The sequence below is a fragment of the Streptomyces ficellus genome (genome assembly GCF_030406405.1).
Classification (GTDB): Bacteria; Actinomycetota; Actinomycetes; order Streptomycetales; family Streptomycetaceae; genus Streptomyces; species Streptomyces ficellus_B.
Window position 1 is genome coordinate 35,313 of the sequence record NZ_JAUEPL010000002.1, and the last position, 12,376, is coordinate 47,688.

Annotated in this window: 9 protein-coding genes; 5 read left to right on the forward strand and 4 right to left on the reverse strand. The window is 71.3% G+C overall.

The features are described from left to right. Nucleotides 1–2 precede the first annotated feature (2 nt). The gene (locus QWM81_RS01625; RefSeq protein WP_290109566.1) at nucleotides 3–2,012 is read right to left on the reverse strand and encodes a GDSL-type esterase/lipase family protein; all 2,010 of its coding nucleotides are present in this window, start codon (nucleotides 2,010–2,012) and stop codon (nucleotides 3–5) included. 184 nt (nucleotides 2,013–2,196) lie between these two features. Here QWM81_RS01625 and QWM81_RS01630 point away from each other — a divergent pair, with 184 nt between their 5' ends. Further along, entirely contained in the window at nucleotides 2,197–2,931 is a 735-nt protein-coding gene (locus tag QWM81_RS01630) for an oxygen-binding di-iron domain-containing protein (protein WP_290109567.1), read from the forward strand. 140 nt (nucleotides 2,932–3,071) lie between these two features. On the opposite strand, the gene QWM81_RS01635 is transcribed toward QWM81_RS01630, so the two are convergent. Continuing rightward, nucleotides 3,072–3,413: a hypothetical protein gene (locus QWM81_RS01635; RefSeq protein ID WP_290109569.1), complete on the reverse strand. Its 342-nt coding sequence runs from the start codon at nucleotides 3,411–3,413 to the stop codon at nucleotides 3,072–3,074. 105 nt (nucleotides 3,414–3,518) lie between these two features. Further along, nucleotides 3,519–4,496: an SDR family oxidoreductase gene (locus QWM81_RS01640; RefSeq protein ID WP_290109570.1), complete on the reverse strand. Its 978-nt coding sequence runs from the start codon at nucleotides 4,494–4,496 to the stop codon at nucleotides 3,519–3,521. 224 nt (nucleotides 4,497–4,720) lie between these two features. On the opposite strand from QWM81_RS01640, the gene QWM81_RS01645 reads away from it, so the two are divergent. Next, the gene (locus QWM81_RS01645; RefSeq protein WP_290109571.1) at nucleotides 4,721–6,211 is read left to right on the forward strand and encodes a carboxylesterase/lipase family protein; all 1,491 of its coding nucleotides are present in this window, start codon (nucleotides 4,721–4,723) and stop codon (nucleotides 6,209–6,211) included. 204 nt (nucleotides 6,212–6,415) lie between these two features. Continuing rightward, nucleotides 6,416–7,861, forward strand: a complete 1,446-nt coding sequence (locus QWM81_RS01650) for a glyceraldehyde-3-phosphate dehydrogenase (protein WP_290109572.1) — start codon at nucleotides 6,416–6,418, stop codon at nucleotides 7,859–7,861. A 197-nt stretch (nucleotides 7,862–8,058) separates the two neighbouring features. Here the strand turns inward: QWM81_RS01650 and QWM81_RS01655 are convergent, their stop codons facing one another. Then, nucleotides 8,059–9,477 (reverse strand): DEAD/DEAH box helicase, encoded by a 1,419-nt coding sequence (locus QWM81_RS01655; protein ID WP_290109573.1) that lies wholly within the window; start codon nucleotides 9,475–9,477, stop codon nucleotides 8,059–8,061. 246 nt (nucleotides 9,478–9,723) lie between these two features. Here QWM81_RS01655 and QWM81_RS01660 point away from each other — a divergent pair, with 246 nt between their 5' ends. Then, on the forward strand, nucleotides 9,724–10,893 hold the full coding sequence (locus QWM81_RS01660) for an LLM class flavin-dependent oxidoreductase (protein ID WP_290109574.1): 1,170 nt from the start codon (nucleotides 9,724–9,726) through the stop codon (nucleotides 10,891–10,893). 146 nt (nucleotides 10,894–11,039) lie between these two features. Then, a complete protein-coding gene (locus QWM81_RS01665) occupies nucleotides 11,040–12,329 on the forward strand; it encodes a PQQ-dependent sugar dehydrogenase (RefSeq protein WP_290109575.1) in 1,290 nt (429 codons plus the stop codon). Nucleotides 12,330–12,376 lie beyond the last annotated feature (47 nt).

Sequence of the window (12,376 nt, forward strand, 5' to 3'; positions counted from 1 at the left end):
CATCAATTCCCGATCCTGGCCGCGATGATCGGTGCGAGCCGCTCGGCGATGGCGCGGTGCCCCTTGTCGTTGGGGTGGACGGAGTCCGTGAGGTCGCCGGAGGTCAGCCAGCCGGTCGTGTCGACGAAGGAGACCCGGGCGTCTCCGGCGTCGGTGACGGTCTTGACGGCCGCCTCGGTCTGCGGGACGTACCTCCCCCGGAAGGTCTCCAGGGCGAAGATCCAGGCCTGCGGATGGGCGGCGCGCACGGTGCGCAGCAGGCGGGTGTACGCCGCCTGGAACTGCGCGGAGCTCACCCCGTGGCCGACGTCGTTGGTGCCGAGGTTGATGACGACGGCGTTCGCCTGGTAGCGGGAGAAGTCCCAGTCCGGCGTGGTCGCGTTGGGGTTGAGCCTGCTGAACTGCCGCTCCAGGCCCACGCATCCGTCCGCCGTGGCGACCAGGCACGCGCCGCCCTGGGCGATTTGGGTGTGCTCGACGCCGAGGCGCTCGCCGATGAGCCAGCCGTACGCGGTGCGGGCGTTCTGCGAGGTCGTCGTGCCCACGGTGATCGAGTCGCCGACGAACTCGACCAGCTTCCTGGGCGCCGCCGGCGCGAAGGTGGTGGCTCCGCTGTCGAGGACGAGGCCCTGGAACACGGCGTCGCCACGGTATGAACCGGCGACCACTTGGTAGTTGACCTGAAGGGTGTGGTTTCCGGAGGGCAGCGGCGAGGGGGTCAGATGCACCGTCCCCTTGACGTCGTCGTAGAACGTCACGGGCCCGTTGTCGATCCTCGCCCACAGGTCGACCGTGCCACGCTGCTTCAGTTTGACGGTCCTGCCGGTGAAGCCCGCCCGGTAGTACGCGCCCGCCCAGTACGGCGTGTAGGCGGTACGGGAACTGTGGGTGTCCCAGCGCCCGACGAACTTCAGGCTGGGGTCACCGGGCTGCCCGGGTGCCACCGCGGCGGGGGCACCGGCCTGGGCGGGCAGCTTCGCGCTGATGACGGGCGCCAGGCGGTCGGCGAACGCGGTGTGGCCCGCTTCGTTGGGGTGCCCGTTGCCGTCCTCGTAGTGGGTTCCGTCGGTGAGCCAGCCCGAGGTGTCGACGAAGTGCACCCTGGCGTCACCGGCGCTGTTGCGGGCGCTGACGGCGGCCCTGGTCTCGTTGACGTACCGCTTCTTGAGCGTCTGCACCGCGAAGAGGGTCGCGTTCGGGTACCTGGTGCGGATGTCGCGGAGGAACGTGGTGTACGCCGACTGGAAGGTGGTGCCGGGCACGCCGTGCCCGATGTCGTTGGTGCCGAGGTTGATGACGACGGCGTCCGCCTGGTAGCGGGAGAAGTCCCAGTTCTGGCTGCCGGTGCTGCTGGTCTTGAAGAACTGGCCGCTCAGGCCCACGCATCCGGACCGGGCGACGAGGCAGTAGCCCGAGCGGGCTATCCGGGTGTGCCGCGCGTCCAACCGCTCGCCGGTCTTCCAGGCGTACGAGTCGAGCGCCAGCCGGTCGGTGAGGGCGCCGGCGGTGATGGAGTCGCCGACGAACTCGATCAGCCGGGCCGGTGCGCTCGCGGCGACCGTCCGCGCGCCGGGGTCGAGAACCAGGCCACGGAAGACGGTGTCGCCTGAGCGGTAGGAGATGCGCAGCGTGTGGGTGCCGGCGGCCAGCGGCTGGGGGGTGAGGTTCACCGTGCCGCGTACGCCCGCGTGGAAGACGTCCGGCTTGCCGTCGATGCTCGCGTAGAAGTTGACGGCGTCCCTGGCCTTGACCTTCACGGTGGTGCCGGTGAAGGCGGTTCGCAGGTATCCGCCGGTCCAGTGGGGCACGGCGTCGGTGCCCGAACTCGTGTCCCAGCGGCCGGTGTAGGTGATGTGCGGGTCGGACACCGAGCCGTCTCCCGGCGCGGCCCGCACGGGCGAGGCGCCGGCCCAGGAGAGCAGGCAGGCGAGGAGAACCGCGGTGAGGAGGGCAGGCAGCACGCGTGTGGCTCCGGCGCGGTGCGCCGGAGCCGGGTGGGGGGTGATCTGCACGGGGTTCCCTTTCCATGAATGTGCGGGAGCGCTCCCATGAGCAGCGCTCCGAGGGAACCAATGAAACGGTTCAACGTCAAGGGATCGGGACGCGACCGTACGTCCGGGACGGCGGGGCTACTGTGGAGCACAGGGCCCCTTCAATCCGTTCGCCCCCCTCAACGCACTCAACGAGGAGGCCGCCATGGCCACCGTCGATGAGATCTCACCGGACGTCTTCCGCATCACGGTGATGACCGAACCGGACCAGGACTTCTCCACCAGTTTCTTCGTCATCCGCGACGAGGCGCCGACGCTCGTGGAGACCGGTTTCCGGCTGTCCTTCGACGAGACGCGGGAGGCCGTCGCCCGTGTCGTCGATCCCACCACCTTGCGCTACCTGGTCGTCCCGCATTTCGAGGGCGACGAGTGCGGCGCGCTCAACCGTTTCCTGGAGCAGGCGCCGAACGCCGTACCCGTGGCCTCACCGCTCGGCGTCGCGGTCAACCTCGGCGACTTCGCCGTACGCGACTCGCTGCCGGTCGACGCGTCCAGCGAGCTGGACCTCGGCACGCACCGGCTGCGCTTCCTGATCACGCCGTACGTTCACACGTGGGAGGCGATGCTCCCCTACGACCCCACGACCGGCACGGTGTTCTGCTCGGACGTCTTCATCGGGCCGGAGGCGGGGCACGCGGTGACCGACGACGATCAGAGCGAGGTGATGCTCGAGATGTACCGGACGGTGGGCATCTTCCCTTCCCGAGCCCACCTCAACAGCGCGCTCGACAAGATCGAGGCCATCCACCCGCAGACGCTCGCCTGCCACCACGGAAGCGTGAAGGCGGCGAGGATCGGCACGTACTTCCAGGCTCTGAGGGAACACGACGTCACGGGCGTCACGGAGTGGAACCCGATGCTGGAGCCCCCGGGCCGCTGACCCGTCCGGCACCGGCACCGAGCCGTCCGGCACGGCTGCGGCGGCGCTCGACGCGCCCGGCGCCGTACGGCGTGCCGCGCCGCACCGCGTCGGGTCAGTCCTGGTCAGTCCCTGTTCGTTTCCGTCCTTGTCCGTTCACGTCAGTCCTGGTCCGCTTCCCGGCGGGGGTCGGGGTCACCGCCGCCGATGGTGTCGGCGTACTCGGCAGGGTCGATGGTGCCCTCGCGGTCGGGGCCGATACCGGCGCTGCCGCCGGGCTGGCCGCCGCCGGTGGTGCCGTACCCGCCCGGGACGCCGGGGACGCTGTCGGCGTCGGCCTGCTCGCGGCTGACGTTGCGGGTGGCCCGGACCCCGGCACGGCGCTCGGGGTACGGGTAGCTGAAGGGCCGGGCCTTCGCGCGTTCCTCGTCCGCCTGCTGCGCCGCCGCGGCGGCGTCCTTTTCCTCGGGGTCGGTTCGGTGCGTTTTATCCTTTTCGGTCATGGTGTGCGAGTACCCGATGGGTCTCGCCGCATGCGAGGACGGTCGAGGACGGCGGCGTGGACGCGGCTGACCACCGCTCCCGTGAGCTCATGCGCGCCCCGCCGCTCAATGGGCCCTGGCCCGCCGTGCCACGCCCGCCACCACGCCCGCCAGCATCGTGGCGGTGGCCAGCCGGCGCATCGCGGTGCGGCGCCGGCCGCCCCACCCGCCATGAGCGGCGCCCGGTCCCGGCGCGGGGACGTGCAGGTTGCCGTGGCCGGCCGGGGCGGGCTCCTTGCGGGACAGGTGGGTCTTGTCCACCTGCTGGGCCATCATCCGCTCGACCAGCCCCGGTGCCAGCCTGGACTCGAGCACCATGGAACGGCCCATCGGTCCGACCACCACTTCGCGCCGGGGCGCCCGCACCAGGTCCACGATGCGCCGGGCGACACGCTCGGGGCTGTAGACGGGGGGCATGGCCACGGGCTTGCGGCCCGTGTAGTTCGCGGCGTGTTCGAACAGCGGTGTGTCGATCGTGGCGGGGAGCACCGTGCACACGTGGATGTGCTTGGCCTTGTCGAGCAGCAGTTCCTGGCGCAGGCTCGCGCTGAGGGCCCGGATGGCGTACTTGGACATGCCGTACGCGTGAGTGTACGGCTGGCTCACCACGCCCACAATGGACGAGACGTTGATCAGCGTGCCCCGGCCCTGCTCACACATCACCCGCAGGGCGGCGCGGGCGCCGTGCACGTACCCCATGACGTTCACGTCCAGGACCTTGCGGAAGTCCTCCAGGGGCACCTCCCGGAAGGGGCCGAACACGGTCACGGCCGCGGCGTTGACCCACACGTCGATACGGCCGAACCGCTGCACGGCGCGCCGGGCGAGGTCCTCGACCGCCTTGGGGTCCGTGACGTCGGTCGGCACGACGAGAGCCTCCGCGCCACGGTGGCGTTCGCACTCCTGCCTGACCGCCTCCAACGCCTCCTCCCGCCGGGCGGCCAGGACCACGGGGCACCCCTTACGGGCGAACGCGATGGCGGTGGCGCGCCCGATGCCACTGGACGCTCCGGTGATCACGACGACGGAATCACGCACTCGCATGGACGGCCTCTTCTCCTCGACGTATCCGATTCCTCACTTAACCACCTGATAGGCCCTTTTTCCGTTCGGCGAGTACCCCGAAGGGTGCGCCCCTAAGCGAGCCGGTCGGGCCGTCACCGCAGCCATGAGTGCCCCAACTGCTGGACAGGCTGAAGCGGTACGCCGAGCACGACACCGCGCGATCCGGTCACCCGGTCCGGACCCACCCAGTAGGGAGACACGTCATGGCAGGCCACCCGCCGTCCTACGTCACCGTCCGAACGGACCGTGGCGCCGTGCGCGGCGAGCGCCGGGCCACCGGCGTGCGGTTCCTCGGCATTCCGTACGCCGAGCCCCCGGTCGGGGAACTCCGGTTCACCGCGCCGGTTCCCGCGCGGCCCTGGACGGGGGTGCTGGACGCCCTCGCGTACGGGCCGACCGCTCAGCGCCGCTCGTTCGCCGGTGTCACCACCATCCCGGAGCCCACCGTCCCGGGTGCGGCCACGCTCAACCTGAACGTCTTCACGCCGGACCCGTCGCCCCACGCGGGGCTGCCGGTGCTGGTGTGGATCCACGGCGGCGGGTTCGTCGCGGGGTCGGCGGCCAGCCCCTGGTACGACGGCGCGGCCTTCAACCGGGACGGCGTCGTCGTGGTCTCCCTCGGCTACCGGCTCGGCGTCGAGGGCTTCCTCCACCTGCCCGACGCGCCCGACAACCGCGGCGTACGCGACTGGATCGCCGCCCTGGAATGGGTCCGCGACACCATCGCGTGCTTCGGCGGCGATCCGGGGAAGGTGACGGTCGGGGGGCAGTCGGCGGGCGGCGGCGCCGTGCAGACACTGCTGGCCACCCCCGCCGCCCGGGGGCTGTTCCGGGGCGCCGTGTCGATGTCCGGCGCGGTGATGCGCCCGCAGGCACGGGAAACGGCCGAAGCCGTGTCCCGGCTGCTGACGGCCCGCACCGGCGTCCCCGCCACCGCCGCCGCGCTGACGGACCGTACGGACGAGGACATCCTCGCGCTCCAGGACGCGCTCACCGCCCCCGGACCCGACCGGGCCGCACTGCCGCTGCTCTGCCTCGCCCCCTTCGCGGACGGTGAGCTGGTCCCCGCGCCGGTGCCGGACGCGCTCACGGCCGGCGACGCGGGCGGGGACGTCCCGCTGATGCTGGGGTTCACCGCGCACGAGTTCAACGGGGTCCCGGCACCGTCCGCCACCGAGGAGACCCTGCGCGCCGTACTCGCCGCCCACGGCCTCGGCGAGGAGCACACGCGTCTTTTCCTCGACACCTACGGATCGGCCGCGGGCGGGCCCGGCGCCCTGACGGCCCAGGCGGTCACCGACACGACGTTCCGTGCCCCCGCCCTGGCCATCGCGGACGCCCGCGCCGAGCGGGAACGCCCCACGTGGCTCTACCAGTTCGAGTGGCCCGCCACCGGCTCCGCCCTGACGGGGACGGCCTACCACTGCGCCGACCTCCCCTTCGTATTCGACCTCCTGCACGCCGAAGGCGTCACCGGTGCCCTCGGCGCCCGCCCGCCGCAGCACCTCGCGGACGCGATGCACGCGGCCTGGGTCGCCTTCGTACGCGATCTGGAGCCGGGCCACGACTGGCCCCGCCACACCGCTTCCCGGCGCGAGACCCGGATCTGGGACAGCCCGCCGCGCGTCGCACACGATCCGCTGCGAGCCGTGCGGCGAATCTGGGGGCCAATGTGCCGGCCGGGCCCGGCCTGACCCGGCCCGGCCCGGCCACCTCATGACCCCGGTCAGTGCGCGGAAGCCCTGGTGTCAGCGGGTCACCGCCACCGGGGCAAATCCCCCCAAAATCCGACTCTTTCCCCCCGCAGAGCACCGTCCCCGGCCCACCACACCCAGATGAACGATCAAAATGATGGGAGGGTTAGCATATGAGCACCGCCTAGCTCGAAAGTGGAACCTGTGACTGCCACCGTGGACTCGTTCACCAACTGGAAGACGCGCGAGGAGATCGCGGAGTCGATGATCCCGATCATCGGGAAGCTGCACCGGGAGCGGGACGTCACCGTCCTGCTGCACAGCCGCTCCTTGGTGAACAAGTCGGTGGTCAGCATCCTCAAGACCCACCGCTTCGCCCGGCAGATCGCCGGTGAGGAGCTCTCGGTCACTGAGACGCTGCCGTTCCTCCAGGCTCTCACCACGCTTGATCTCGGCCCGTCCCAGATCGACATCGGCATGCTCGCCGCGACGTACAAGGCCGACGACCGCGGCCTCTCGGTGGAGGAGTTCACCGCCGGAGCCGTCGCCGGCGCCACCGGTGCGAACAAGATCGAGCGCCGCGAGCCGCGCGACGTCGTGCTCTACGGCTTCGGCCGCATCGGCCGCCTCGTCGCCCGCCTGCTCATCGAGAAGACCGGCTCCGGGAACGGCCTGCGGCTGCGCGCCATCGTCGTCCGCCAGGGCGGCGACCAGGACATCGTCAAGCGCGCCTCACTGCTGCGCCGCGACTCCATCCACGGCCAGTTCCAGGGCACGATCACCGTCGACGAGGCGAACAGCACGATCATCGCCAACGGCAACGAGATCAAGGTGATTTACGCCAACGACCCGTCGGAGGTCGACTACACGGCGTACGGCATCAAGGACGCCATCCTCATCGACAACACCGGCAAGTGGCGCGACCGCGAGGGCCTGTCCACGCACCTGCGCCCCGGCGTCGCCAAGGTCGTCCTGACCGCGCCGGGCAAGGGCGACGTGCCGAACATCGTCCATGGCGTCAACCACGACACGGTCAAGCCCGACGAGCAGATCATCTCCTGTGCCTCCTGCACCACCAACGCGATCGTCCCGCCGCTGAAGGCGATGGCGGACGAGTACGGCGTCCTGCGCGGCCACGTGGAGACGGTCCACTCGTTCACCAACGACCAGAACCTGCTGGACAACTACCACAAGGCCGACCGCCGCGGCCGCTCCGCGCCGCTCAACATGGTCATCACCGAGACGGGTGCCGCCTCCGCCGTCGCCAAGGCGCTCCCCGAGCTCAAGGCGCCGATCACGGGCAGCTCGATCCGCGTGCCGGTGCCGGACGTCTCGATCGCGATCCTGAGCCTGCGGCTCGGGCGCGAGACGACCCGCGAGGAGGTCCTCGACTACCTCCGCAACGTGTCGCTGACCTCCCCGCTCAAGCGCCAGATCGACTTCACCACAGCACCCGACGCGGTCTCCAGCGACTTCATCGGCTCACGCCACGCCTCGATCGTCGACGCCGGCGCCACCAAGGTCGACGGCGACAACGCGATCCTCTACCTGTGGTACGACAACGAGTTCGGCTACTCCTGCCAGGTCATCCGCGTCGTCCAGCACGTCTCCGGCGTGGAGTACCCCACCTACCCGGCCCCGGCGGTCTGATCCCGCCCACTGTCGGGTCAGGCGGGCGGCGGCGGGACGGCGACCAATCGCCCCTCGGGGCAACCGGGTTGCCCTCCCACCGCTGCCCGCCGCCACCGGCCGCCGGCATGCGGTCGGGGCTCGCAGGCCCTCGACAGGGGCGCCGGTGGCGGGACGCCAGAGCGCGCGGCGCCGGCCACCAGCGGGTCCGCCCGGCGTCAGCGGCCCTTGCGCACCCGGGCAGCGGCGCGGGCTTCGGCGGTCTTGCGGGCCTCGGCGGCTTTGCGGGACTCCTTCGCGGGGCGGCCCGGACGGGTGCCGAGACCGCGGAAGGGGGCGTTGGGGCTGCTGGTCCTCGCCCCGGCCGGGGGGCGCTTCGCCCCCGTGATGACGGCCAGCTTCTCCTCGCCGGAGCGCACCTGTGTGACCGTCGGCCGGATCCCCGCGTCGGACATCATCCGGTTCACCTCGGCCCGCTGGTTGGGCACGACCAGGGTGACCACGCTCCCGGACTCCCCGGCGCGCGCCGTGCGGCCGCCACGGTGCAAGTAGTCCTTGGCGTCGGCCGGCGGGTCGACGTTGACGACGAGGTCGAGCGCGTCGATGTGAATGCCCCGCGCCGCGACATTGGTGGCCACCAGCACGGTGATCTCACCCTCCTTGAACCGGGCGAGCGTGTGGGTGCGCTGCGGCTGCGACTTCCCGCTGTGCAGGGCGGCGGCGCTGACGCCGCTGGCCCGCAGGTGCCGGGTGAACTGGTCCACGCCGGCCTTGGTGTCCAGGAACATCAGTACCCGGCCGTCCCGCGCGGCGATTTCGGTCGCGGTCGCGTACTTGTCGGCGGCGTGGACGTTCAGCACGTGGTGTTCCATCGTGGTGACCGAGCCCGCCACCCGGTCGACCGAGGCGAGCACCGGGTCGTGCAGGTAGCTCCGCACCAGCTGGTCGACGTTGCGGTCGAGCGTGGCCGAGAACAGCAGCCGCTGCCCATCGGGGCGGACCTGGTCCAGGATCTCCGAGACCTGCGGCAGGAAGCCCAGGTCGCACATCTGGTCCGCCTCGTCCAGCACCGTGATCCGCACCTGATTCAGGTGGCAGTCCCGGCGCGACACCAGGTCGGCCAGCCGCCCCGGTGTGGCGATGACCACCTCGGCGCCGGTCCGCAGCAGCGCCGACTGCCGGTTGATCGACAGCCCGCCGACCACCGTCGCCAGTCGCACGTGGAGCGCCTGCGCGTACGGCGCCAGCGCGTCGCTCACCTGCTGCGCGAGTTCCCGGGTCGGCACCAGGACCAGTGCGAGCGGCCGCTTGGACTCCGCCCGCATGCCTGCCGTGCGGACGAGCAGCGCGAGCCCGAAAGCGAGCGTCTTGCCGGAGCCCGTCCGCGCGCGGCCGAGGACGTCGCGGCCGGCCAGCGCGTGGGGCAGCGTCGCGGCCTGGATCGGGAAAGGCTCCGCCACCCCGAGGCCGGTCATCGTCGTCATCAGCTCCGGCGGCAGCCCGAGCGCGTCGAAGGACTCGGCCGGCGGCAGCTGCGGGGCCACTGTCCGCGGTGTCGAGACGTCGCCCCGAGGCGCTGCCGCGCGCTGGGGCTTGCCGGCGCGGGAACGTCCGGGGGCCGGCGGCTTCGCGTTCATGGGGAACCTTCCTGGGTCTGCGCCCGGAACACGCCGGGGCCCGTACTCCTTGGTACGGGCCCCGGCGGCGTCGAAGCGTGCCCCTATTTTACCAGCGGACGCCCCGACGCCCCGACGCCCGCTGTACGCCGGGCCATGAGGGCGTCCGGATGCCTCGGCAATATGGAAGATGGCCGGCCTCCACCGCGCGGATAAGTTGATGCACGTCCAGCAGGGCCTTACTGCGAACAGAGGGGCGTTGGCGGCATGAGCCACATCGGCGACGACTCGCAAAACGTCAAGTTCATCTACTGGGACAACCTGACTTACGCGCCGCCGGGATCGCGGGACCCGGAGAAGTGGGACGCCCGGCTCGGGGCCCAGATTTACGAAACCTACCTCGGCCACTGTGTCGAGGCCGAGCGTCTGGGCTACGCCGGCCTCAGCATGCCGGAGCATTTCGGCCCGTCGTCGCTGGTCACCCATCCGAACATCATGCTGGCCGCGCTCGCCGCGAGGACGACCAGGGCACGGATCGTCTCGGGCGTGAACCTCGCGCTGCTGCACAATCCGCTGCACCTGGCCGAGCAATTCGCCATGATCGACGTGCTCTCGGGCGGACGGCTCGAGGTGGGCCTCGGCCGGCGCGGCGACCGTGCCGCGTTCGAGCACGCGGCCGATCTTGTCGACGGTGTCCTCAACGGGATCGACCACCCGGTGGAGAAGGCCGATCTGACGCCGGCCCTGGCGCCGTTCGCGCAGGACGTCGACACCGCCAGGGTCACCGTGTGGCCCCGGCCCGTCCAGGAGCGGGTGCCGCTGTGGGTGGCGGCGGAGACGGACGGGTCCCTCGCGACCGCGGCACGGCGCGGATGGAACGTGTTCACGGGACTGAACCTCGACCCGTCCGCCGGCGGTATGTCCAAGGTGAGCGTGGAGGACATGGTCGCGCGCCTGCACCGGTATTTCGAGATCGGTCAGGAAAACGAGCACGCATTGTCCATGGCGAATGTCGCGGCCAGCTGTTTCACCGTCATCGCGGACACGGACAAGGAAGCCGCCGAGATCGTGCGCGATGGTTTCGCTTCGCATGTCGAGGCCGCCGGAGGGCATTTGGCGCGGCTGTCCGGAGCCGGTCCGGCCGCGGGCGCGCTGGAAACGCTGGCGAAGGAGGGTGACACCGGAGTCCAAGGGTTGTTCGACGCACCGGCGGATTCCTACCTCAGGAATCCTTTCGCCCTCGTCGGATCGGTCGAGACGGTCAAGGCGAAATTGGACGCACTGATGTCGGCCGGATTCCGGCGCTTCGTATTGCTCTGCGGCGGAGTCGGCAACGCACACGAAGTCGGCTGGCAGTCGGCGACGGCCATGGCCACCGATGTGGCACCCGGCCTCTTCTCCGCCGCCACGTCCGGACCGGGCGAGGCGGCCGCCTGACGGGGTTGTCCGCCCCGCTCCCCCGGCGTCCAACCACGCCGGGCCGGGGCGCTCTGCGGGGCGGGGCCGTGCCGATCCCCGTAACCCTGACGACCTGCTGATGTCCGCGTCGACGATCGCCAGGCGCACCCTCTGGAGGAGCCTTCGTGTCTTCACCCACCACAGCGGCCGAGGGGCTGGATTTCCCGACCAGCCTGGCCTTCGACAACGACGACGGCGTGTACCTGGCCGAGTCGGGGTTGCCGTTCGGGGGCGCCGCGCCGGGCGGCCGGATCTGGCGTCTCGGAAAGGACGGCGCCGACCGCCGGCTCGTCGCCGACCAGCTGGCCCCGCCGGTGACCGGGCTTCTCTGGCACCGGGGCTTCCTGTACGTGTCCGAGGGCGGTGCCGGCCGGATCATCCGGATCGGCCCGGACGGGCAGCGCACCGTCGTCGTCGACGGCCTGCCCGGCCCCGGCAACTACCACGTCGACATGGCGGTGGCAGGCCCGGACGACAAGCTGTACTTCGCCCAGGGAGCGATGTCCAACCTCGGGATCATCGGACTGGACGCCTACGAGCTCGGCTGGCTCGGCCGGCTGCCGCATTCGTACGACATCCCCGGCCTCGACGTGGAACTGACCGGCGTCAACGTCACCACGCGCGACCCGCTGGCCGGCACACCCGGCGCGCAGGCCGTCACGGGCGCGTTCGTCCCCTTCGGCACCGCCACCCGCCCCGGTCAGCGGATCCGGGCCGAGCTGCCCTGCTCCGCGGCCGTCATGCGCTGCGATCTCGACGGCGGCAACCTGGAACTGGTGGCCTGGGGCATACGCAACGCCTTCGGGCTCGGTTTCCTGCCGGACGGCCGGCTGCTCGCGGTGGACCAGGGAGCGGACGACCGGGGCAGCCGGCCCATCGGCGACGCGCCGGACCTGCTGTTGGAGGTGCGCGAGGGCGCATGGTACGGCTGGCCGGACTTCATCGGCGGAATCCCGGTGACCGACCCCAGGTTCAAGCCCACGCGCGGCCCCCAGCCGGCGTTCCTGCTCGCCAACCACGACCGGCTACCGCCTCCGGAGCCGCCCGTGCTCGATTTCGAGGCACATGTCGCGGCGACCAAGTTCGCCGTCGTCCCGCCCGGCTCCGCGCTCGCCGGACAGCTGGTGGTCACGCTGTTCGGGGACGAGGCCCCGATGACGCTGCCGCCGGGCGGACCGAAGCTCGGCCGGCACCTGCTGATGGTGGACCCGGACGGGTGGTCCACTCGTGTCCTGCCGTGGGAGCCGGACCTGCACCGGCCGATCGATGCCGGCTTCGCACCCGGTGATCCGGCCCTGTACGTCCTGGACTTCGGCGAGTTCGAGATGACCGACCACGGTGTCGAAGCCAAGGCCGGGAGCGGCCGGCTCCTGCGCTGGGAGGGCTGGGACCGGCCCACCGCCACCAACGGCTGAGCGGCCGGCGGGCATTTCAGTCGTCATCTGTCACCCGGTTGGGAAAG